Source organism: Pseudomonas sp. UTLPPB19802 (assembly GCF_059730225.1).
Window position 1 is genome coordinate 7006038 of record NZ_AP048545.1, and the last position, 23467, is coordinate 7029504.

20 protein-coding genes and 1 pseudogene are annotated in these 23467 nt (G+C 62.0%); 7 read left to right on the top strand and 14 right to left on the bottom strand.

The window, feature by feature from the left end; all coding sequences use genetic code 11:
* Positions 1-3 precede the first annotated feature (3 nt).
* Together AC6I6U_RS30945 and AC6I6U_RS30950 are read right to left on the bottom strand one after the other, a co-directional pair.
* A complete protein-coding gene (locus AC6I6U_RS30945) occupies positions 4-2361 on the bottom strand; it encodes a bifunctional diguanylate cyclase/phosphodiesterase (RefSeq protein ID WP_497879727.1) in 2358 nt (785 codons plus the stop codon).
* Positions 2345-3034, bottom strand: coding sequence for a methylamine utilization protein (locus AC6I6U_RS30950; RefSeq protein ID WP_497879728.1), 690 nt, complete (start codon positions 3032-3034; stop codon positions 2345-2347). The genes AC6I6U_RS30945 and AC6I6U_RS30950 overlap by 17 nt, the downstream gene beginning before the upstream one ends.
* A gap of 297 nt (positions 3035-3331) precedes the next feature.
* On the opposite strand from AC6I6U_RS30950, the gene lon reads away from it, so the two are divergent.
* The 6 genes from lon to cmoB all read left to right on the top strand — a co-directional run bounded on the left by lon (position 3332) and on the right by cmoB (position 9350).
* Positions 3332-5767 carry an endopeptidase La gene (gene lon, locus AC6I6U_RS30955; RefSeq protein ID WP_497879729.1) on the top strand — a complete coding sequence of 812 codons (2436 nt, stop codon included), beginning with the start codon at positions 3332-3334 and terminating at the stop codon, positions 5765-5767.
* Between the two features lie 125 nt (positions 5768-5892).
* On the top strand, positions 5893-6285 hold the full coding sequence (locus AC6I6U_RS30960; protein WP_497879730.1) for a protease inhibitor I42 family protein: 393 nt from the start codon (positions 5893-5895) through the stop codon (positions 6283-6285).
* Between the two features lies 1 nt (position 6286).
* Positions 6287-6943 carry a lysoplasmalogenase gene (locus AC6I6U_RS30965; protein ID WP_497879731.1) on the top strand — a complete coding sequence of 219 codons (657 nt, stop codon included), beginning with the start codon at positions 6287-6289 and terminating at the stop codon, positions 6941-6943.
* A 164-nt stretch (positions 6944-7107) separates the two neighbouring features.
* Positions 7108-7524: a hypothetical protein gene (locus tag AC6I6U_RS30970; protein ID WP_497879732.1), complete on the top strand. Its 417-nt coding sequence runs from the start codon at positions 7108-7110 to the stop codon at positions 7522-7524.
* Between the two features lie 129 nt (positions 7525-7653).
* Positions 7654-8397, top strand: a complete 744-nt coding sequence (gene cmoA / locus AC6I6U_RS30975) for a carboxy-S-adenosyl-L-methionine synthase CmoA (protein WP_497879733.1) — start codon at positions 7654-7656, stop codon at positions 8395-8397.
* Positions 8394-9350 (top strand): tRNA 5-methoxyuridine(34)/uridine 5-oxyacetic acid(34) synthase CmoB, encoded by a 957-nt coding sequence (gene cmoB / locus AC6I6U_RS30980; protein WP_497879734.1) that lies wholly within the window; start codon positions 8394-8396, stop codon positions 9348-9350. The genes cmoA and cmoB overlap by 4 nt, the downstream gene beginning before the upstream one ends.
* A 230-nt stretch (positions 9351-9580) precedes the next feature.
* Here the strand turns inward: cmoB and tadA are convergent, their stop codons facing one another.
* From tadA to treP, 7 genes are all read right to left on the bottom strand, one after another.
* On the bottom strand, positions 9581-10072 hold the full coding sequence (gene tadA / locus AC6I6U_RS30985) for a tRNA adenosine(34) deaminase TadA (RefSeq protein WP_497883142.1): 492 nt from the start codon (positions 10070-10072) through the stop codon (positions 9581-9583).
* Positions 10072-11448 (bottom strand): multicopper oxidase family protein, encoded by a 1377-nt coding sequence (locus AC6I6U_RS30990; protein ID WP_497879735.1) that lies wholly within the window; start codon positions 11446-11448, stop codon positions 10072-10074. The genes tadA and AC6I6U_RS30990 overlap by 1 nt, the downstream gene beginning before the upstream one ends.
* Before the next feature lie 129 nt (positions 11449-11577).
* Positions 11578-11883 carry a PTS sugar transporter subunit IIB gene (locus AC6I6U_RS30995; protein WP_497879736.1) on the bottom strand — a complete coding sequence of 102 codons (306 nt, stop codon included), beginning with the start codon at positions 11881-11883 and terminating at the stop codon, positions 11578-11580.
* A 2-nt stretch (positions 11884-11885) separates the two neighbouring features.
* A complete protein-coding gene (gene ptsP / locus AC6I6U_RS31000; RefSeq protein WP_497879737.1) occupies positions 11886-14420 on the bottom strand; it encodes a phosphoenolpyruvate--protein phosphotransferase in 2535 nt (844 codons plus the stop codon).
* 63 nt (positions 14421-14483) lie between these two features.
* Positions 14484-15704 carry a maltoporin gene (locus tag AC6I6U_RS31005; protein WP_497879738.1) on the bottom strand — a complete coding sequence of 407 codons (1221 nt, stop codon included), beginning with the start codon at positions 15702-15704 and terminating at the stop codon, positions 14484-14486.
* 113 nt (positions 15705-15817) lie between these two features.
* On the bottom strand, positions 15818-17467 hold the full coding sequence (treC, locus tag AC6I6U_RS31010; RefSeq protein WP_497879739.1) for an alpha,alpha-phosphotrehalase: 1650 nt from the start codon (positions 17465-17467) through the stop codon (positions 15818-15820).
* Positions 17468-17498: 31 nt separating this feature from the next.
* Positions 17499-18941 carry a PTS system trehalose-specific EIIBC component gene (gene treP / locus AC6I6U_RS31015; protein WP_497879740.1) on the bottom strand — a complete coding sequence of 481 codons (1443 nt, stop codon included), beginning with the start codon at positions 18939-18941 and terminating at the stop codon, positions 17499-17501.
* 223 nt (positions 18942-19164) lie between these two features.
* Between treP and treR the strand changes: the two genes are divergently transcribed.
* On the top strand, positions 19165-19869 hold the full coding sequence (treR, locus tag AC6I6U_RS31020) for a trehalose operon repressor (protein ID WP_497879741.1): 705 nt from the start codon (positions 19165-19167) through the stop codon (positions 19867-19869).
* A gap of 19 nt (positions 19870-19888) precedes the next feature.
* On the opposite strand, the gene AC6I6U_RS31025 is transcribed toward treR, so the two are convergent.
* The 5 genes and pseudogenes from AC6I6U_RS31025 to AC6I6U_RS31045 all read right to left on the bottom strand — a co-directional run bounded on the left by AC6I6U_RS31025 (position 19889) and on the right by AC6I6U_RS31045 (position 23392).
* Positions 19889-20407, bottom strand: a complete 519-nt coding sequence (locus AC6I6U_RS31025; RefSeq protein WP_497879742.1) for a helix-turn-helix transcriptional regulator — start codon at positions 20405-20407, stop codon at positions 19889-19891.
* A gap of 4 nt (positions 20408-20411) precedes the next feature.
* Positions 20412-20690, bottom strand: a complete 279-nt coding sequence (locus AC6I6U_RS31030; RefSeq protein WP_497879743.1) for a hypothetical protein — start codon at positions 20688-20690, stop codon at positions 20412-20414.
* 259 nt (positions 20691-20949) lie between these two features.
* Positions 20950-21472, bottom strand: a pseudogene (locus tag AC6I6U_RS31035) (Pr6Pr family membrane protein).
* A gap of 210 nt (positions 21473-21682) precedes the next feature.
* The gene (locus AC6I6U_RS31040; protein WP_497879744.1) at positions 21683-22297 is read right to left on the bottom strand and encodes a hypothetical protein; all 615 of its coding nucleotides are present in this window, start codon (positions 22295-22297) and stop codon (positions 21683-21685) included.
* A gap of 39 nt (positions 22298-22336) precedes the next feature.
* The gene (locus AC6I6U_RS31045) at positions 22337-23392 is read right to left on the bottom strand and encodes a hypothetical protein (protein ID WP_497879745.1); all 1056 of its coding nucleotides are present in this window, start codon (positions 23390-23392) and stop codon (positions 22337-22339) included.
* Between the last annotated feature and the right edge of the window lie 75 nt (positions 23393-23467).

Below are 23467 nucleotides of genomic sequence, written 5' to 3' on the forward strand. Positions count from 1 at the left end.
CAGTCAGTGAACCATGGCGGACGGTGAATTCAGGGGCTGCGCGACCCAGGCCTCGAACGCTGCCGCACTCAGCGGACGACTGATCAGGTAACCCTGGGCGGTATCGCAATGCCAACGTTGCAACAAGCGTAGGCTGTGTTCGTACTCCACGCCTTCGGCGACCACCTTCAACCCCAGGTTGTGGCTCATTTCGATGGTCGAGCGAACGATCACCGCGTCCTCGCTGGTTTCGTCCAGGTTGCGGACGAAGGACTGGTCGATCTTCAATTCCTGTACCGGCAGGCGCTTGAGGTGCGCCAACGATGAATAGCCAGTGCCGAAATCGTCCACCGACAGGCTGATGCCACAGGCGCGCAGGCGCAACAGGATCTCGAGCGCCTGCTCCGGCTCGCGCATCACCGCACTTTCGGTGATTTCGAAGATCAGTTGTTCGGCCGGCAGGCGATGCACCTTGAGCAACGCCAACACGCGGTCGGGCAGGTCACCGCTCAACAGGTCATCGGCGGAGATGTTCAATGACAATTGCAGACGCAGGCCACGCTGGTTCCACTCGGCGAGCTGACGCATGCCCTCCTCGATCACCCAGCGGGTGAGGAGCTGGATGCTGCCGGTACGCTCGGCGAGGGTAATGAACTCCCCTGGCGACACCATGCCGAACTGCGGATGCTGCCAGCGCAACAAGGCTTCGGCCTGGCGCACCTGGCCCTGGCGGATATCCAGCTTGGGCTGGTAATGCAACAGCAACTCACCATTGTCGGCGGCGTAGCGCAGATCGCGAATCAGGGTGATCTGCCGACGGTGAGCCAAGTCACGGTCCTGCTCGTAGATCTGCAGGCGGCCAGGCATCTGCGCGGCATCCTTCATCGCGATGGCGGCCCGATCGAGCAGTTGTTCCGCGTCCTGGCCATCTTGCGGAAACGCAGCGATACCCATCCGGCAATCCAGTGCCAGGTCGTGGTCATTGATACGCTGGGGCTTGAGCAACAGTTGCTGGATCTGGTCGGCCACCGCCACCGCGCCATCGCTACCGATATTTTGCAACAGCAGGAGAAACTCGCCGGCGATCAGGTGCGCGACCGTGTCACCCGCCCGCAGGTTCGCCTGCAGGCGCTTGCTGACGTTCTGCAGCATCTGGTCGACTGCGCCTGGGCCGCCCGTCTCGTTGATGGTGCGCAAATTGTCGATGTCCAGGTACACCACCGCCACCGGGCGGCCGGCGGCGATCGCACTGCCCAGCCGCTCAGTCGCCAGCGCACGGTTGGGCAGGCCGGTGAGCCGATCGTGCAGGGCGTTATGCGCCAGTTGCTGCTCGCGTTCGGCGATTGCGCCCTGCATGGTATTGAACATCCTGGCGAGCAGGCCCAGTTCATCGCTGCGCCGCAACGTAACCGGCGTTTCGTAGTCACCCTTGCCGATCCGTTCGGCCGCCTGGGCCAGCAAACGTACCGGCTGCGAGACGCTACGCGCCAGCAGCAAGGCGCCTACCAGCGAAGCCAGCAGGGAAACCAGCGCGATCAGCAGGATCTTCTCGTCCAGCGGTGCGAAAGCCTTCATCGCCGCATCCAGCGGACTCTGCAACAGGGCAATGACCTGGCTGTCGTTGTTGTCGCTCGCACTGGCCAACCTGAGCGACTGGCTGAGAAAGCTCTGGCTGAGGTGTTCGGTCATCTGCATCTGATGGCCGGAGGAGGCTTCGAGCATCAGGGGAATGATGCTCGAAGCCAGCGACGCCGGCTGGGTGCTGACCAGTTCACCGGGTTGCTGGTGGTCGACAGTGAGGAACGAAACTTCGAGGTTGGTCAGCGAGCGCAGTTGCGAGGCAAAGGCGTTGTCCATGGAAAAACCCATCACCACCCGGGCGATCGGCAGCGGCGCCAATACCTGCGCCTCGACCAACAGGTGCGGTTTGCCCAGCAGCGGCACGATCACCGCCGACTGGCGGTTGCGCCGGGCCTCGCGCAGGGCCTGGTCGAAGCGGAACGGCGCACCATCAGGCGTGTCGCCCAGGGTGCTGGCCATGACCGTGCCGTCCATGCTCAACAGGATCATGTCGCTGGCGTTGATACGTTTGCCGTGATTGATCAGTACCGAACGGATGGTCGCCGAGTCGCCACTGGAGACCGCATCACGAAAGCCGAAGTCCGATGCCAGCAGTTGCACGGCGTCGCCCAGGCGCCGGCTCTGCACGTCCAGCAGGCGTTCGAACACCCGCGTACCGACATCCAACTGCGCACGCGCCTGATTCTGTACCGCCTCGTTGGTGGCCGCCTTGACGCTGAAGTACAAGGCACCGACCACCACCAGCAACAGCAGGGTAATGACAACGGCGATCCGCGCTTGAAAACTACTGCGCAGGTTCACTGATAGCTTTATTGAAGGCATCGCCAAAGGCACTCGGTGCTGGCGCCGACGGAGCATCCGGCGAGAGCGGTTGGATCGTCAGGCTGAAGCGCTGCTTCAGGCCCGTGGCCGGCACATCGATTTCGCCGCCCGACTGCGGCTGCATATCCGCCACCTGCGGGTGCCAGAGGGTCACGCGGTAATGGCCGGTGGGCAGCTTGTCGAGGGCGATCTGCCCACGGTCATTGCTGGTCGCGAACCAGGGATCATCGGTGACATAAATATAGCCGAGCATCCAGTCGTGGATATTGCAGCCCAGCACGACGACACCCGGCTTGTCGAACAGCACCGGATCCGACGGCGTGCCCTCATAGAGGCGTAGTTCAAAGCGCTTGGGTTGCGAAAAAGAATAGACCTGGTGGCGGATATTGTCGCTATTGGGAAACTTGACCTGGGTCCCGGTGTGCACCGCCAGCACATGGGGTACGTACTGCTTGTCGCGCTGGTCCATGTCGGCCTTCAGGTTATAGGCGACCGACGAGGCGCTCCCCTGCAGGGTCAACACCGCCCCCACCAGCGGCTTGCCCTGCTGGTCGACGATCTCGGCCTGCAGATCGGCAGCACGACTCGGACCGCTGGAAAGCAATCCGGCAACACATAGAAACAATCCAGGCAACGAGATCTGGCGGGCCATACAGCAACTACTCACAGGTTCGTTAAAAAATGGCCTGCCCTGGCACAGAGGGATCAGCAAGTGCAGATTACCGGGGTGCGGGCAGAAGATCACGCCATAAATAAGGCACTTTGCCACTATTTTTTTGGCAGACCGACGAACGACTCGCACACCCGAAAAACTTCTACATAAAAACAAATATGTACAGGTCTACTGTCGAGCTATCGGCCGATTTGACCAAAGCTATAGCAGCGGACCATTGAAACCGCCAGCGTATCTCCCCATCTAACCTGCATACTCAACTGTGCAGGTGCCCCAATGAGCGACCAGCAGGAATTCCCTGACCATCCGACCCAACAGGCCGACGCGCCAGAGCGCGACGACGCGGCCCAGGCCCCGCATGAGTACTCCGGTACCAGCCTGGCGCTGCCCGGACAGAACCTGCCGGACACCGTCTACATCATCCCGATCCACAACCGTCCGTTCTTCCCGGCCCAGGTTTTGCCGGTCATCGTCAACGAAGAACCCTGGGCGGAAACCCTGGAACTGGTGAGCAAATCCGACCATCATTCCCTGGCACTGTTCTTCGTCGACACCCCGACCGAAGACACCCGGCACTTCGACACCAACAGCCTGCCGGAGTACGGCACCCTGGTGAAGGTCCACCATGCCAGCCGCGAGAGCGGCAAGCTGCAGTTCGTCGCCCAGGGCCTGACCCGCGTGCGCATCCGCACCTGGCTCAAGCACCATCGCCCGCCCTACCTGGTGGAACTCGAATACCCGCACCAGCCCAGCGAGCCGACCGACGAGGTGAAGGCCTACGGCATGGCGCTGATCAATGCGATCAAGGAGCTGCTGCCGCTCAACCCGCTGTACAGCGAAGAGTTGAAGAACTATCTCAACCGTTTCAGCCCCAACGACCCGTCGCCGCTGACCGACTTCGCCGCCGCCCTCACCTCGGCCACCGGCAACGAGTTGCAGGAAGTGCTCGACTGCGTGCCGATGCTCAAGCGCATGGAAAAAGTCCTGCCGATGCTGCGCAAGGAAGTCGAGGTGGCGCGCCTGCAGAAAGAGATTTCCGCCGAGGTGAACCGCAAGATCGGCGAGCACCAGCGCGAGTTCTTCCTCAAGGAACAGCTCAAGGTCATCCAACAGGAGCTGGGCCTGACCAAGGACGATCGCAGCGCCGACATCGAACAGTTCGAACAGCGCCTGGAAGGCAAGACCCTGCCGGCCCACGCGCAAAAGCGCATCACCGAGGAAATGGGCAAGCTGGCGATCCTCGAAACCGGCTCGCCGGAATACGCCGTCACCCGCAATTACCTGGACTGGGCCACCGCGGTGCCATGGGGCGTGTACGGCGAGGACAAGCTCGATCTCAAGCACGCGCGCAAGGTGCTCGACCAGCACCATGCCGGGCTCGATGACATCAAGTCGCGGATTCTCGAATTCCTTGCCGTCGGCGCCTACAAGGGCGAGATCAGCGGCTCCATCGTGCTGCTGGTGGGCCCACCGGGCGTGGGCAAGACCAGCGTCGGCAAGTCCATCGCCGAATCCCTCGGCCGGCCGTTCTATCGCTTCAGTGTCGGCGGCATGCGCGACGAGGCCGAGATCAAGGGCCATCGGCGCACCTACATCGGCGCCCAACCGGGTAAGCTGGTGCAGGCGCTGAAAGACGTCGAGGTGATGAACCCGGTGATCATGCTCGACGAGATCGACAAGATGGGCCAGAGCTACCAGGGCGACCCGGCGTCGGCACTGCTGGAAACCCTCGATCCAGAGCAGAATGTCGACTTCCTCGACCACTACCTGGACCTGCGCCTGGACCTGTCGAAAGTGCTGTTCGTCTGCACCGCCAACACCCTGGACTCGATCCCCGGGCCGTTGCTCGACCGTATGGAAGTGATTCGCCTGTCGGGCTATATCACCGAGGAAAAACTGGCGATCGCCAAGCGTCACCTGTGGCCCAAGCAACTGGAAAAGGCCGGTGTCAGGAAAACCAGCCTGTCGATCAGCGACAGCGCCCTGCGCACGGTGATCGACGGCTATGCCCGCGAGTCCGGTGTGCGCCAATTGGAAAAACAACTGGGCAAGCTGGTGCGCAAGGCCGTGGTCAAGCTGCTGGAAGCGCCGGATAGCGTCATCAAGATCGGTCCCAAGGACCTCGAAGCCTCCCTGGGCATGCCGGTGTTCCGCAACGAACAGGTACTCAGCGGTACCGGGGTGATCACCGGCCTGGCCTGGACCAGCATGGGCGGCGCCACCCTGCCGATCGAAGCCACGCGCATCCACACACTGAATCGCGGCTTCAAGCTGACCGGGCAGTTGGGGGACGTCATGAAGGAGTCGGCGGAGATCGCCTACAGCTACGTCGGTTCGCACCTCAAGCAGTTCGGTGGCGACCCACGCTTCTTCGACGAAGCCTTCGTCCACCTGCACGTGCCGGAAGGCGCCACGCCCAAGGACGGCCCGAGTGCCGGGGTGACCATGGCCAGTGCCCTACTGTCCCTGGCCCGTAACCAGCCGCCGAAGAAAGGCGTGGCGATGACCGGTGAACTGACTCTCACCGGGCATGTGCTGCCCATTGGTGGCGTACGCGAGAAAGTGATCGCGGCACGGCGGCAGAAGATCCATGAGCTGATCCTGCCGGATGCCAACCGCGGGCACTTCGAGGAGTTGCCGGACTACCTCAAGGACGGCATGACCGTGCACTTCGCCAAGCGCTTTACCGACGTGGCGAAAGTACTGTTCTGACGCCTGCGCCGGGCTGGCGAACGGTTTCGCCGAGGGTCCGCCGCCCTCGGCGAGGCCGTTGGCCACGATGGCATCCGCCGCATCTTGGGTTATGCTCCAGCATCGCTGTAATGATTGGAGACACTATGACCCCGACTCGTCTGTTGCTTCCGTTAAGCCTTGTGCTACTCACCGCCTGCGCGCAGCAACCGCGCCAGAACGTGAGCGTGGAAAACCAGCGTGAATGCCCGATGCAACTCAAGAACGGGCAAAACCTGATCCTCAGCCTGCCCAGCAATCCCACCACGGGTTATCGCTGGGCCATCCAGGACTCCGCCGGCGGCGTGCTGAAAAGCCTTGGCCCGGAGGTCTACCGCAACCCGGAAAACAGCGATGTGATCGGCGCCGCTGGCCAATCGACCTGGCGCTTCCAGGCTTTCGCCAGCGGCACCGGGCGCCTGCGCCTGACCTACCAGCAACCCTGGGAACCGGAAGTCCCGCCGGCGCAAAGTTTCGACTGCCCGATCGTGGTGAACTGACATGCCTTGGCTGATTCTCGCCCTGATGGGCGCGGGAACTTTCATCTACGGCCTGAGTACCCACGCAACCTTGCTGTGCCTGTTGGTCAAACCCCTGCCGGTGCTGGCACTGCTGGGCTGGCTGCATGATGCACCACCAACCGATTACCGACGCTGGATCAGCCTGGGACTGATTTTTTCCCTGGTGGGCGATGTGCTGCTGGCGTGGCCAGGCGATCTCTTCATCTTCGGCCTTGGCGCGTTCCTGTGCGCTCACCTGAGCTACCTGAAAGCCTATTTTAGCGACTGCCGCCGCCCGGCGCTGGTACCCCTGGTACTGGCGCTGGTGGCCGGTGCAAGCTTGTTGAGCATCCTGATCGCCCACGGCCTGGGCCCACTGCTGGTGCCAGTTGTGATCTATGCCCTGGTGATCAGCGCCATGCTGTGGCGGGCCCTCGCCCGCCTGGGCAGCGACGTGCCCAGACGCTCGGCGCTGCTGGCGGCGGCGGGTGCAATATCGTTTGTGTTTTCCGATACGCTGATCGGGATCAACCGGTTCGTGGTGGCATTCGAGGCCGCGCCCTACTTGCTGATCGTCACTTACTGGCTGGGCCAGTGGGGGATCACAGCCTCGGCGTTCTCAGTCGCGCCTCAACGTGCAGCAGTACACTCGTCATGAACGCCGAAATCAGTCGGGTCCTTAGAGTCGATACAGCCAGTCCCCTATCGAGAAAACGTCTAGAAAACTGTCATTTCTGACAGTAGATCATCCGCGTCCACGGCTCATATGCTCAAGCTCATCCTGCAGGCGATCGGGTTTGCAGGCGACTGAGGGACTGGATGATGAACACCTACAAGGCACCCACTGGCACCTTCACCGCGACGGTTAACGGCGTTCCAAACTTCAACGCAGACCATATCTATCTGGCACTGCACCACACCATCGAGATAAGTGGCGTACAGGAAAGCGAGAACAGCCCGGTACGAACCATCCTGCTCGGCTTGCGGCCTGATGTTCAAAACGGCACCTATACCTTCAATGTCGACCCTGAAATCACCCGGCTGGGCGCCATCGCCTCGTCATCCGGCTGGTACGTGACCGATAGCGGCACGGTGACCGTCAATTTTGATCGTGAGGCCGATCACTACAGGGGCAGGGTCGAGATTCTGGCATACGACCTGATGAGCGGTGACGAACTGCGGGTCAAGGGTGATTTCGACCTTCACGGTATCACCTTGGTACGCAGGCACCGCTACTAGGTGTTCCGTCCCGGAAGTAGTCGATTCAAGGTGACGACGTTCATGGCAGCGCTTTATCCGACAAACCGCGCATCCCGGCGCCAACTTGGCTAAAATGCCGACCCTTTTTTGATTGTCGCCGGAATCGCCGTGAGCAAAGAACCCGACCGCCTTTTCGCCCAGCCCCTGGCCCAAGTGCCGGACTTCGCCTTCAACGAAGATGTGGTGCGGGTGTTCCCGGACATGATCAAGCGCTCGGTTCCCGGTTACCCGACCATCGTCGAGAACCTTGGCGTGCTCGCCGCCCAGTTCGCCCAGCCGGGCAGCGTGCTCTACGACCTCGGCAGTTCCCTCGGCGCGGTGACCCAGTCGCTGCGCCGGCACGTGCGCAGCGATGGTTGCCAGGTGATCGCGGTGGACAACTCCACGGCGATGGTCGAACGCTGCCGTGAATACCTCAACGCCCAGGACTCGATGTTCCAGGAGCTGTTGCCGGTGGAAGTGATCGAGGCCGATATCCTCGCCCTGGACTTCCGTCCGGCTTCGGTGGTGGCACTGAACTTCACCCTGCAGTTCATCGCCCCGGACCAGCGCCTGGCCCTGCTCGGCCGTATCCGCCAGTCACTGCTGCCCGGAGGTGCGCTGATCCTCTCGGAGAAGCTGCGCTTCAACGATAGCGAGGAGCATGCGCTGCTCACCGACCTGCATGTCGCCTTCAAGCGCGCCAATGGCTACAGCGAACTGGAAATCGCCCAGAAGCGCAGCGCCATCGAAAACGTGATGAAACCCGACAGCCTCGAAGAGCACCGCGAACGCCTGCTGGCGGCGGGCTTCTCGAAAGTCGTGCCCTGGTTCCAGTGTCTTAACTTTGCCTCGTTGATTGCCCTGCCATGATTGATCTGTCCCCCCTTGCCAGCCGCCTGGCACGTACCCCCCTGGCCGAATGGGCCAACAGCCTGCAAGCCCAGCTCGATACCCGCCTGGAGAAAGGCCATGGCGACCTGGAGCGCTGGCAGGGTGCGCTCGACGCCCTGCCGCCGCTGGCACCGACAACGATCGATCTGCTGGACGGCCTGACCCTGGACAACGATTGCGACGACGCGACCCGCGCCCAGGTGCGCAGCGCGTTGATGGGGCTGAGCCCGTGGCGCAAGGGCCCGTTCGACCTGTTCGGCGTGCATGTCGACACCGAGTGGCGCTCGGACTGGAAATGGTCGCGAGTCGCCCCGCACCTGGACCTCAAGGGCAAGCGCATCCTCGATGTCGGCTGCGGCAATGGTTACTACATGTGGCGCATGCTCGGCGCCGGTGCCGACACGGTGATCGGCGTCGATCCGAACTGGCTGTTCTTCTGCCAGTTCCAGGCGGTGCAGCGCTACCTGGCGCAGGAGTCGGCCTGGCATCTACCCTTCCCGTTCGAGGACCTGCCGGCGAACCTGGAAGGCTTCGACACGGTATTTTCCATGGGCGTGTTCTACCACCGACGCTCGCCCATCGAACACCTGCTGGCGCTGAAAGACTGCCTGGTCAAGGGCGGTGAACTGGTGCTTGAGACCTTGGTGATCGAAGGCGACGTCAACCAGGTGCTGGTGCCCGAGGACCGCTATGCGCAGATGCGCAACGTCTGGTTCCTGCCGTCGGTGCCGGCGCTGGAGCGTTGGCTGCGCCGGGCCGGATTCAGCGATGTGCGCTGCGTGGACGTGAGCACCACCAGCGTCGAGGAACAACGGGCGACCGAGTGGATGAAGTACCAGTCCCTGAGCGACTTCCTCGACCCGACCGATCACGGCAAGACCATCGAAGGCTTGCCGGCGCCGATGCGCGCGGTGATTGTCGCGCGCAAGTAGGCCTGTGGCGGCACCTTTTTGTGGTGAGCGTGATGGTGTGGTTGACTGGCTTGTAGGCTATGGAGCTGGTTGTTGTGGCGAGCGGGCTCGCCCGCGCTGGGGCGCGCAGCGGCCCTGAAACCTAAGCATGCGTTCCTTCAGGAAGAGTGCGTCGTCTGGTTCACGGCCGCTTTGCAGCCGAGCGCGGGCAAGCCCGCTCGCCACACCAACCTGCTCACCATCCGGGCCAGTCAGGCCTTGCTGCGGCGGGCCTTGAAGAATTCGCTGAGGAGGGTTCCACACTCCTCGGCAAGCACCCCGCCCTCGAACAGCACGCGGTGGTTGAGAAACCCCTGGGTGAAGAACTGCCCCTGGCTCTGTACCACTCCGGCCTTGGGCTCCAGCGCACCATAGACCACCCGCGCAATCCGCGAATGGACTATCAGCCCGGCGCACATGCTGCACGGTTCCAGGGTGACATAGAGGGTGCTGCCCGGCAGCCGGTAGTTGCTCACCGCCTGGGCCGCCGCGCGGATGGCGACCATCTCGGCATGGGCACTCGGATCGCTGCCGCTGATCGGGCAATTGAAGCCGCGCCCGATGATCTCGCCGTCCTGGACCAGCACCGCGCCCACCGGCACCTCACCCAACGCCGCACCCTGGGCTGCCAGGGCCAACGCCTCGCGCATGAAGTCCTGGTCGCGGCTGCGATCGATGATCGCCGCGGGACGAATCTGCCGCATCATGCCACCTCGATGGCGGCCATCAGGCCGGTTTCCATATGGTCGATCACATGACAATGGAACATCCACACCCCCGGATTATCCGCCACCAGGGCAACCCGCGCGCGCTCGTTCTTGCCCAGCAGGTAGGTGTCGGTGAAATACGGGATGATCGTCTTGCGGTTCGAGGCCAGCACCTTGAAGCTCATGCCATGCAGGTGGATCGGGTGCTGGTACTGGGTCATGTTCTTCAATTCGAAGAGGTAGCTCTTGCCCTTCTCCAGCTTGGCGATGGGCCGGTCGGCGCAGGTCTTGTCGGTGATGTCCCAGGCCTTGCCATTGATCTGCCAGAGGCTGGGCGGCTTGCCATTGTCGACGCCCACCGAAACCGAACCCACCCACTCGAAATTGAAGTTGAGCTTTTCGGCATTGGCCAGGTCCGGCTCGGCGACAGGGTTGGGCGGCAGCGCCGGCGGCCACGGGCTCGGCGCATCGCTGTTGGCCACCGAACGCAGGGTGCCGAGTCGGATCGGTCCGTTGCGCAAGGCCAGCTCCTCGCCTGCCGGGGGTGCCTTGATCGCCAGGCAGATGCGCATGCCCGGCCCAAGCCAATATTCCTTGCCCAAGGGGCGCGGCTCGACCGGGTTGCCGTCGAGCGCATAGATCTGCGCCTCGGCGTCGGGGATATTGATGCGGTAGGTCAGGGTGTTGTCGAGGTTGAGCAGGCGCACCCGGGTGATCTGCCCGGCCGGCAGGTCGATCACTGCCTGCGACACGCCGTTGATCGTCGACAGTCGGCCCGCCGTGCCACCGCGAGCGGCCTCGCGAGGAATGCTGAACGGCAGGAAGGCGCCCTCTTCATCAACATGCCAGCTTTTCAGGCTGAGGGTTCGCTCATGGCGAAAACCGGTGGGTTCGCGCTCTTCGATGATCAGGGGCCCGACCAGTCCGCGACCCAGTTCCTCGCTGCTGCTGACGTGGGGGTGATACCAATAGCTGCCGGCGTCCGGTACGCGGAACTTGTAGTCGAAATACTCGCCAGGCAGTACCGGTAGTTGCGAAACGTATGGCACGCCATCCATTTCCAGCGGCAGGCGAATGCCATGCCAATGGATGGTGGTCGCCACCGGCAGATGGTTGATGAAGCGTACCCGCAGCCATTCGCCCTGGCGCACCCGCAGTTCGGTCCCCGGCGCCGTCGGGCCGAAAGCCCAGGCCGGGGTCTTGTGCCCCGCCACGAGTTCGACGTCCAGTGGCGCGGCGATCAACTCGTAGTCATGCCCGGCTTCGGCGTCGGCCATCTTTCCCAGCCAATAGCGCGACGCACCACCGGCTCCTACACCTACGACCGCAAGGCCGACCAGGCCACCGAGTATTTGTCGACGGGAAAAAGACATGAACCCAACCACCTCACCGAATCAGCCGCAAGCCCGTAGCTCGCAAAAGGCGAATACGATACACCCGCAGTTGGGAAACGGTAAGGGCGAGTGGCAATGGGCCGCAAGCACGGGGCCCATCCCAATCGGTCAGTCCAGGCCTACCAGCAAGTGAACCACACCACCGGGCAAGGCCATCACCCCCGGCACACCGGCATTGCGTAATGCCGTCTGGTCAAGCCGACTGGCGTCATGCAGTTCGACACGCAACCGGCTCAGCGCCACCCGCTGGTGGGACTTGAGGTTGGCTTCACCGCCCAACGCCGCCAGTACCGGTGCGGCAAGCTCGGTCCTTGTCATGGTGGCCTCAGGCTGTGCAGCAACCGCCGCGGGCTGCTCCATGACCAGATCCGGGGTGAGCGCCTTCCAGAACGCCCGGGAAATTGTTTCCAACATGTTCAATGCTCCAGGACCGGCACGGCGGCCGTCGCTTGCTGATGATGACGCAGGACCTCACGCACCTGCTCCGCACTTTCCTGGGCGAGACTGCGCTGCGCCAGGGCCTGGCACTCCTCCAGGCTGACCTCACGGATCGCCGCCTTGATCGACGGAATCAATGGCACGCTGACCGACAGTTCATCCACCCCCAGCCCGAGCAACACCGGCACCGCCAGCAGTTCGGAGGCCAGCGCACCGCATACGCCGACCCACTTGCCATGGGCATGGGCGGCCTTGACGGTACCGGCGACCAGTCGCAACACCGCCGGGTGAAGGCTGTCGGCCTGGCTGGCCAGTTGCGGATGGTCGCGGTCCATTGCCAAGGTGTACTGGGTGAGGTCGTTGGTACCGATGGAAAAGAAGTCCACTTCGGGCGCGAACAGATCGGCCATCAACGCCGCCGCCGGCACCTCGATCATGATCCCGAGCTTGGGCAGGTCGACAACGCCCAATGCGCGAGCCTCCTCCAGCAACACGTGGCGGGCCTCACGCAACTCGGACAGCTGGGTAATCATCGGCAACATGATGTGCAACCGGGTTTCCCCAGCACTGGCCAGGATCGCCCGCAGCTGCTGGCGCAACAGCTCCGGACGCTGCAGGCACAAGCGAATGCCGCGCATGCCAAGGAACGGGTTCGCCTCACTGTCCATCGGCACATAGGCCAACGGCTTGTCGCCGCCCACATCCAGGGTTCGCACCACCAGGTTGCGCGTCGGCCCGAGGGCCCGGGCAATCGCCGAATAGGTCGCGCCCTGCTCGTCGACACTCGGCGCGTGGCCACGCTCCAGGTAGAGAAACTCCGAGCGCAGCAGGCCAACACCTTCTCCCCCGAGGACGAGGGACTGTTCGACCTCCTCCAGCGACGCAACGTTGGCCGTCACCTCGATATGCCGACCGTCGCGAGTGAGTGCCGGTTGATGGGACAGTTCGCTGTCGCGCTGGCGCCGTTCACGCTGCTGCTGGCGCTTGACCAGCAGTTGCTGGATGTCCGCCTCCTCCGGTTTGAGGTGCAACTGGCCGAGATCGGCATCGAGCAGCACCTGGGTGCCATTGGCGACATCCAGCACCTGCACCGGCAGCCCGCACAATGCCGGCAGGCCGAAAGCCCGCGCGAGAATCGCGACATGGCTGGTGGCACCACCGCCGACCGTGGCGAAGCCCAGTACCCGACGGGTATCGAGGCCGGCGGTCTGGGACGGGGTGAGCTGGTCAGCGATCAGAATGGTATCGTCCGGCAGTTCCGTCACCCGTTCCTCGATACCCAGGATCGAACGGAGCACCCGCTGACCGACATCCTCCAGGTCCAGGGCTCGTTCGATGAGCAATTCATTGCCAAGCCGACGGAACAGCTCTGCCGTTTCATCGGTGGAGGTACGCCAGGCAAAGGCAGCGCTCTTGCCCTGCGCCACCAGCGAACGAGCCCGTTCCAGCAGCTCCGGATCTTCCAGCAACTCCTGGTGGGCCTGGAAGATACCGACCTGGATACTGTCCGTCGCGCAGTCCTGCAGCGCTTGCAATGCCAGGGTGGCACGCTCCAGTGCATGGTCCAGCAAGGCCCGCTCATGGTCCTGTCCAGTGCCCGCTTCCGGGATATTCAGTGTCGGCGCGGACAGTTGCACCACCCGGCCGAATGCTGCACCCGGCGAGGCGCAGACGCCCCGCAGCAAGGTCAGTGAGGCTTCCTCGGGAACGCTGAAGGTTTCCACGACGGCCCCGGCCGTGACGGTTTCGCCACATCCGTCGACAATCAGCGGTACCAGCGCATCGATAGCCGCCTGGGCATCCTCGCCCACCGCGCTGATCTGCAGTGCATCGCCCTGGGCGGTCTGCAAGGCCATGATCGCCACCAGCGATTTCGCATTGGCACTGGCCGGCCCCCTGTGCAACTGCAGGATGGCGCGAAATCCCTTTGCTGCCTGGGCCAGCACCGCTGCCGGACGGGCATGCAGGCCATTGGCATTGGGCAGGACCAGAATCCTGGAAAACAACGCCTCGCCCTGCTCCTGCGGCAACGGCTCGCTGGCCGGCGCCGATACACCCAGTTGCAATAATGGCTGGCCGCTGTCGACCACACCCTGCACCGAATCCAGCAACGTGAAGGGCTCGCCACTGGCCACCAGCATCAACGTCAACAGGCTGCGAGCATGCAATGCCAGGTAGTCGGCATCGAACTCGATCAAGGCCTGCCCCGCCTCGACACGCTCGCCTTGCGCCACCTTGGCGGTAAAACCCTTGCCTGCCAGGTTCACGGTATCCAGACCGATATGCATCAGCACCTGGACGCCATACTCGTCGGTGATGCTCACGGCATGCCCGCTGTCCTGGAGGTTGCTGACCACTCCGGCCATGGGCGCACGGAGCACACTGGAGGTCGGATCGATGCACACGCCATCGCCGATCAGCCGACCGGAGAACACCGGATCTGGCACCTGATCCAGCCGCATCAGCACCCCGGACAACGGTGCCAGCAGCTCCAGGGAATGGGTTGTGGTCATGACATCACCTTTTATCGTTGTTATCAGACGTGCCGGTGAGGCACATGCCCCACCGACATGGACTTACTTCCACCAGTACTCGACCTGCACACCGAAGTTGGAACCATGCAGCGCATTGCCGAACGCGCCGCTGTCGGACAGCGCGGAACCGGCCGCCAACTCGTTGGCCGCGCGTTGTGCCGCCGCGTTCCAGCTGGCGTAGGTGTAGTACAGGCGAACTTCGGGACGTGCCCAGAAATCCGGACCTTTCGGCGACCAGGTGGGCGCAAAGGTGAACTTGCTGAGCTTGCGGGTGCCGCCCGGTGCCTCGATCTGGTCATGACCCAGCTCAGTCACCAGCTTGAACTGCTCGGTGATCGCGTACGCCGGGCGCACGCCCAGGGAGATCCAGTTCTGGTCCTGGCCATCGGGGCGAATGTCTTTCTGGTACACCGCTTCGAACTGGCCACCGAAACGCGGGGTCAGTTGCCAGTCGAAGAATTCCACCGCCCGGTAGCTCTTGCTGCTGGTGCCCAGGTGCGGATCGCCGGTGTAGCCGAGGCCGGTGCCCGGCCCTTGGCCGTACTGCAGGGCGAACTTGTTCTTGCCGCCCAGGAAGTTCGCCTGCACGTGTTGCGCAGTGATCGCCCAACCCTGGTGGGTGTCGTTGCGCCGGGGCGCATCGATGTAGCTGAAGCCGAATTCCAGCTCACCATCGGTATTGGTCTTGAAACCGGCGACGTTGAAGTCATGCCGGTTGATGTAGTCCTTCTGGTACAGGTTGTCCTTGCGCGAGAAAGCGTAGCTGTACTTGAGGTCGCCGATCAGCACGTCCTCGATACCGCCGCCGGTGGCGCTCTGGTTCCAGTAGTAGAAGTCGGAAATATGGATGTCGTTACGTTTGTAGTAGCGCCGCCCGGCCCATACCGAACCACCATTGAGCGACGGCAGCTTGGACCACTGGGCATACATCTGCGGCATGCGTGCCGCACCGTTCTCGCCATCGAAGCTCAGGTTGCGCCCATAGCGGTTGTACAGAGAGGCCATGGCATCGACGCTGAACACGGAGCCATCATCGAGGGTCAGCAAATCCTGACGCAACTCCAGTTCGGCGTACTGTTCACATTCGTTGCCCAAACGGTACTTGGACGGTGCCCCCGGCAACTGGAAACAGCTCTGCGTACCGCCCTTGGTCGAGCCACCGATGCCACTGCGCAGGTATCCGGCGAACTCCAGGGCATCGGCCGGAAACGGCAAGCCCAGGCAGACACAGGACACCAGCAGACTTCTACTAATCGTCTTCATGAACCACTCCGCTGTTCTCGTTTTGTTTTTATTGTTGAGTTCCGTGTTCGATTTTCAGCCGCGTAACGCCGAGGCGCGACGGACTGCAAGCTGCACTCGCTGAATGACTTTTCCTATTTTTCTGAAAGACAAAGAACAAAAGACTCATAGGGACGCAGGAAAAGTTCCCTATTTCTGACCGGACAGTCCGAGTAATTGCTGATCAGAAGGCGCTGCTGCTGCCCAGGTTCGAAAACGCCCTGAGGCAGGGTTATCTCGCAGCGATCGGCATAGAAGTTGTTGATCACCAGCAGGCGTTCGCCATCGCCTTCACGCACATAGGCCCAAACCTGCGGATGCTCGGGCAGCAATTGGCGATAGGTGCCTTCGACCATCAGCGCTTCGCTGCGCCGCAACGCCACCAGGCGACGGTAGTGATGCAGCACCGAATCCGAGTCTTCGAGCTGCTGCTCGACATTGATCCAGGTGGCATTCGCCGGTAAGTCGATCCACGGTTGCGCCGAACTGAAACCGGCATTCGGCCCGGCATTCCACTGCATCGGCGTACGACCGTTGTCGCGGGACTTCTGCATGATCGCCGCCATGCTCTGCTCCTGCGACTGCCCTGCCTCGCGTTGGATACGGTGGATATTCAAGGTCTCGACGTCGCGATACTGGTCGATGTGCTCGAACCCCGGGTTGGTCATGCCCAGTTCTTCGCCCTGGTAGATGTAGGGTGTGCCCTGGAGAAAGTGCAGCGCGGTGGCAAGCATCTTGGCCGAGCGCACGCGGTACTCGCCGTCGTCACCAAAACGCGAAACCACCCGGGGCTGGTCATGGTTACACCAGAACAACGCGTTCCAACCACCGCCGGCCTGCATGCCGAGTTGCCAATCGGAAAGGATGCGCTTGAGTTCGAGAAAGTCGAAGTCGGCCCGCACCCATTTTTCCATGTTCGGGTAATCGACCTTCAGGTGGTGGAAATTGAAGGTCATCGACAGTTCCCGGGACTCCGGGCGCGAATAGCGAATGCAGTGCTCCAGGCTGGTGGAGGACATCTCGCCGACATTGACCAGGTCATGGCCGGCAAACACCTCGCGGTGCATTTCCTGCAGGTACTGGTGCACGTTCGGCCCGTCGGTGTAAAAGCGCCGGCCATCGGTGGCGTCCTCGGGAAAATCCTTGGGCTTGGAGATCAGGTTGATCACGTCCAGCCGGAAACCGCCCACGCCCTTGTCGCGCCAGAAGCGCATCATTCGGAAGACTTCTTCGCGCACCTTGGGGTTATCCCAGTTCAGGTCGGCCTGGGTGTGGTCGAACAGGTGCAGGTAGTACTGGCCGGTTTGTGCCTCGTATTCCCAGGCGTTGCCACCGAACTTCGACTGCCAGTTGTTCGGCTGGTCGCGCCAGATGTAGAAGTCGCGGTACGGGTTGTCCAGGCTGCTGCGGGCCTGTTGGAACCAGGTGTGCTCAATGGAGGTGTGGTTGACCACGATGTCGAGCATCAAGCGGATCCCGCGCCTGCCGGCCTCGGCGATCAGCAATTCGCAATCGGCCATGGTGCCGTAGCTCGGGTCGATGGCGTAGTAATCGCTGATGTCATAGCCATTGTCACGCTGCGGCGAGCGCAGGAACGGCGTGATCCACAGGCAGTCGACGCCCAGCCACTCCAGGTAGTCGAGCTTGTCGACCACCCCCAGCAGGTCGCCGGTGGCCAGGCCTGCATGGCTGTGGAAGCTCTTCGGATAGATCTGGTAGATCACCGAGCGTTGCCAGTCTTGCATGAAAATTCCCTTCTATTCGGTAGCGTCGATTTCAGGCGACGCGATAGCCTGGGCGCACGATCTTCAGGCTCAGCGCACAGGTGAGCGCAAAGGGCACGAGCATCGCGACCGCCATGCCGGCGATGAACACCGGAATGGAATGCGGAACGATCGAGATGAATCCCGGCAGCCCGCCAACACCGATGGCCGAGGCCAGCACCTTGTTCAGCGACAGGAACACGCAGGCGAGAGCCGAGCCGACCAGCGCGGCATAGAACGGGAACTTGCAACGCAGGTTGACGCCGAACATCGCCGGCTCGGTGATTCCGAAATAGGCAGAAATCGCCGAAGTCGAGGCCATGCTGCGATCCCGTGCGTTGCGGCTCATGTAGAACACCGCGAGGGCCGCGCTGCCCTGGGCCAGGTTGGACATCACGATCATCGGCCAGATGAAGGTACCGCCATGGCCAGAGATCAACTGCAGGTCCACGGCGAGGAACATGTGGTGCATGCCGGTGATCACCAGCGGCGCATACAGCAGGCCGAACACCGCACCGCCGATAGCCGGGGCCACGTCGAACAACCAGACCATGCCTTGCGTGATCAGGATGCCCAGGTGCCGGGTGACCGGGCCGATGATCGCCAGGGCCAAGACACCGGTGACGACGATGGTAGTGATCGGTACCACCAGCAGTTGGATCGCATTCGGCACCCGAGCGCGCAGCCATTTCTCGATCACGCTCATGACATACGCCGCCATGAGAATCGGCAGGATCTGCCCCTGGTACCCGACCTTCTCGATCCGGAACCAGCCGAAGATATCGAAGTACGGCAGGCTCTGGCCGTCGAGGCCGGCGACCGCCTTGCCGTAGTTCCAGGCATTGAGCAGGTCGGGATGGACCAGCATCAGGCCGAGAACGATACCGAGGATTTCGCTGCCGCCGAAGCGCTTGGCCGCCGACCAGCCGACCAGCGCCGGCAGGAACACGAAGGAGGTGTTGGCCATGAGATTGATCAGGCTCCACAGCCCATCCAGCGAGGGATAGGCCTCGAGCAGCGTCTGACCATCGACGAACATGCCCTTGGCGCCCATGAGGTTGTTCACCCCCATCAGCAGGCCGGCAATGATCAGGGCAGGCAGGATCGGCATGAACACATCGGAGAACACCCGCACCAGGCGTTGCATGGCGTTGCTCTTGTCGACGCCGGCCTTCTTCACGTCGGCGATGGTCGATGCCGCCAGGCCGGTGACCTCGCGCAACGCGGCGTAGACCCGCTCCACTTCGCCTGGGCCGATAACGATCTGGAACAGGCCCCCGGTGAAGAACGAGCCCTTGACCAGGTCGACCGCCGCCAGGGCGCTCTTGTCGACCTTGTTCGGGTCCTTGAGCGCCAGCCGCAGGCGGGTAACACAATGTGCGGCCTGTTCGAGGTTTTCGGCACCGCCGAGACTTTGCAGCAGCTCGCGGGCGATATTCGGATAATCGTGACTCATGGTTTCTCTTCCGCGCTGATTGTTATTTGAGGTTGTCGCAGCACATGGGCGAAAATACTCGTCTGTACGAGTTAAAGCAACAACTCGTACAGACGAGTTGAGCGTTTATTGGTAAAAGATCCGACAAATGGACAAAGGGCCGACCTGCCCTTAAGGTTCCATTCCTTGGGACACCCCGTCCGCTACGCTGTTACCGGGCGATTTCCGATTCAGAGCGAACACCATGAGCAAATACAACCAGATCTATAGCGATCTGCTTGCCAGCATCACCACCGAGCAATTGGAAAAAGGCGCCCGACTCCCTTCGGAAACCGAGCTGATGGATAGCTACCAGGCCAGCCGCGGCACCGTGCGCAAGGCCATCGAGCAGTTGCAGGAACGGGGGTTCGCCCAGAAGATCCACGGCAAGGGCACTTTCGTGCTGTCACGCAGCCCGATCGAGTTCCAGCTCGGCGGCATCGTGACCTTCCAGGAAGCCCATTCGAGCCTGGGCAACAACATCGGCACGGAAGTCGTGGCGTTCAGTGAAGTACCGCTGGAAGGTTTCCTGCAAGATCGCCTGAAGGGCGAGCCGGGAAGCACGGTGATCTGCATCAAGCGAGTGCGCCACATCGACGGCAAGCGGATCATTCTCGACATCAACCACTTCATCGCCGACCTCATCCCCGGCCTGACCCGCGAGATCGCCGAGCACTCGATCTACGCCTATATCGAACAGACCCTGCAACTGAACATCAGCTTTGCCCAGCGCACCATCGAAGCCGTGCGCTGCAGCAAGGACGACCAGCAGCACCTGGACCTGGACGGCGCCAGCCACGTGATCGTGGTGAAGAACCAGACCTTCCTGCAGGACGGCCGGCAGTTCGAGTACACCGAGTCGCGGCACACCCTGGACAAGTTCTACTTTTCGGATGTGGCGCGGCGCTGAGGCGCTGCCATCCGGCAACTCATTGAATCAGCGCCAGCAACTCGGGGTTCACCGAACCGAGCTTGCTGGTGGCCTTGGTGAGGTTCACCTGCTGGGCTGCCTGTGCAGTCTCAAGCAAGCGGGGCTGCAGTTCATAACCCCGGCCATCCAGCCATTCCAGCACCTGCGCCAGATGCCAGACCGATGGACTGCCTTCGTGGACCGCCAATGGAAAGGTATTCGAGTGGTTGAGCATGAGCTTGCGGATGTTCTGTCGGGAAACCCCGGCAATATCGGCGATATCGGTTAGCCCCACCAGGTCCGGCACCACTTCGATCAGCCGTGCATCGGGAATGGCGCGCTTGACGTCCTGCAAGGCGCTGAGCAGCGCCAGGATGGCGCTTGTGGCGTCCCGGGAAAACGCCAGGGCCAACCGACCTGGAACTCCGCTGCCGATCAGCGAATCATCACAGCCACATTCGTACAGGCGCTCGATCAGTACATCCTGATCGTTGTTGTGATCCGAAAGCTGATACCTCAATGTGAATTCATATTCCACGGTTCTACTCCCTGAGTGACGTGCTGTGGGAAGCGCCAACGCCACGGTTCATGACAGAGCCATCCACCACCTGACGCAGCCTGCGGGCGTGGCTGAAGGCATTGCGTGGCGTGCTGAAGACACTACTGATGCAGTGATCCTGACAACGGCACTGCTGGCTGTTGAACGGGCAATATATCTTTCCCCAGACATGCGAGCCTCCCACACTGATTCGCCACCCCTGTTCCTCCGCGTGTCGCAGAGCCTCCTCGATCTCCTTGATCGGGTGCCTTGTCCTAGCCATCCATAGCCTCCAGTCTCTCCCTCGAAGAAAAAGTTGTCAACTGACAACCAAGCCAGCTTATCGACAAAAAATGACGCCACCAGCGCGTCAATCTGCGCTGGCTTCGTGAGTGTAGGGAGAGGAAAAAAAACGGATGGATCAATGTGTTTTCGGGGTATTTCGGAGAGTAACAGCAGGAAATTTCCCTACAGCATGAACCGAAGGCAACTGGGCGCCAGCATGATTCCCAGCTGATGCTGAACGCCGTTTTCCCACAAGCTCAGCGCCTGCCGCGCCACCGATCCACGGCAATGACCAGCAGCGATACCAGCACGAATCCCACCAGCACCAGCAGCGCGTTGACCAGTACCTGTGAATACCCCAACTGATTCACGTCGATGAAGGGATAGGGATACGAGTCGACCAGGCTGCCACGCACCAGGGCGAAAACGAAGTAGACCGCTGGATAGATCGACCACGGCCAGGCATCCCGCCACTGCAAGGTGCCCTTGGGCACGCAGAACCACCAATAGATCACGAACAGCACCGGCATCACGTCATGCAGCAGTTCATCAGCGACCCATTGCAGGCCCTGTGGATTCCACGTATTGCGCAGCAGCAGGTTGTACGCCAGCCCGACAACGATGGAAGATATCCAGCGCTCCCGGCAGGCTCTTACCAGCCTGCCAGCGCGAAGCCAGGATCAGGTAGAGTTGCAGGAGCAATGCAAACCACCCCAGTGCTGCCGCGATCTTCACGGCAAGCCCTCCCCGACTCTGCGTCAACGCCATACCTTCGCCCATGATCCAGCCTCCCGGTGAACCTGGCATCTGCGACTGCACAGCCCCATTGATGGGACTCGTACACAGCCTGTCTGTTGAACGGGACGCTAGAAGAACACAGGTCAAAACACTACTGTCAGAAATGACAGTCCTGACCAACGGAAAAGTGGTGCAGTGCCGCTCAACCTCACCTGGGCTTGCGCCAACCAGGAAACATGGCGGTCGTTGGCATCATTCATTACCGATACTGAAACTGTACTTGTTGCTCTGAGTGTCGTCGTAATAGAACGACCGAGTGTTGTTCTCCACCAGATTGGCCTGGAACGTGGCCTTACACTCGGTCTGGTCATACCGTTTCCATGCCGGATGTTGTACCTGGCTGATCTCGCAATTGCAGGAGAAGTCCTGCACATTGCGAATGCGCGAGGTGACACGTGCCTTCAGGTCGCGGCACGAATAGTCACGGTCGGCCGGCATCTGCCACCACCGCGCACTCGCCTTTCTCCAGGCGGCCTCATGCTCAGCCTTGGCCGCCTGCTCGGCCGCCGCCCGCTCTTCCACGCCCAGGTCGACATCGATCCGCTTGCTGGTCCCGCCCGCAACGCGCAACGTCTTTTCGAAGACCCGCTTGCGCGCATCCACCACGCGTATTTGCACGGTACCGGCGCGCACCTGCACATCCAGCGAACATTCGCCCTTGAACTGGTTGTTGATGTAGACCTGCGGACTGTCGCTCTCGTCTTCACAACTGATACGCAAGGTCGCGGTGTCGCTGGTCGCGGCCTGGGCGTTGGACATGCCAAGCAGGCACAGCGAGGTAAACAGCAGGGACGTGTTGATTTTCATGCGGGTGATGTCCTGAAGTGGCAGGGATGTTCGATCGGCTCAACCTGGGATGCCGGTCCAGAAACGGCGAATATCGCGGTTCCAGGTCGCATGGCCGGTATCGCCTGGCTGCAGGCGAGTGCCGCAGCGAAACAGCCAGCCATTGACACTGCCGCGCTTGCTGACCCGAGTGCTGGTCAGGGTGATGCTGCTGTTCAGCAGCAGGGATGGCTGCCTGCAACTCACCAGCGACAACTGGGCCGCCCGGTCCTTTTCGGCGATGGAGGTTTCGTCGCCCGGCCCGTCACAGGTCCAGCGACCATGCTTGTTCTCCCAGCAGAACGCCAGGGCCTCGGGCTGGGGCGTGGTCTCGGCGGCTGGCTTGCTCGGTTTCTTCGGCGCAGGCTGGGGTGCAGGAGCGGTTTGCGCCACCACTTGAGTCGGACGTTGGCCTTGCGCCTGGTCGAAGCTCTGCGGCTGGCGCACCGAGGTCGGACGTTGCGGCACCTGGGTCGGTTGTTGTAACTGGGCCTGTTGCTGATCACGGGCCCGGCTTTGCTGACGCTCGATCCGGGCGATGCGTTCGCGTTCGGCCTGCTTCTCGGCCAACTGGTTGGCCAGTGTCCGATTCATCTGTGCGCCTGCACTGCGAATGGCATCAGCCGTACTGATCGGCTGATCCTCAGCGGCAGCGGCGTCCTGGTCGGCACGGGCCTGAACGACCTGCAAGCGCCGCTGTTCCTGGGCCCAGCGCACCGTGTCCTCATCCTGCGCCTGTTGTTCACGCAGCGCCGCCGTGCTGTCCTGGGCACTTTTTCTCAGCCGCTCCACCAGCAACTTGTCGCTACTGCTGTCGGCACGCCGCTTGGCAATTGCCAGTTGCTGCTCGGCGCAGACCCGATCCTGTGCCGCCAGACACTCCCGGGCCTGGGCAATCGCTTCGTTGAACTCGGCCCTGTCGAGATTATCCAGTTCGCCAGACAGACCGGCCGCAGCGCTCACCGAAGGCAGTTGCAGCGCACACAACAACAGCCAGGTGCAGGTCATGAGCAGTCGTTTGGTAGCCGGATGCGATCCGCGAACGAACAAATCCTTGCGCAAGAAAAGAGGCGTCATGGGTACATCCTTGAACTGACGTGGATCGGCCGATTTTTGTCGCTGATTTTTAGCTAGGCCGTCACAGACGCGCAT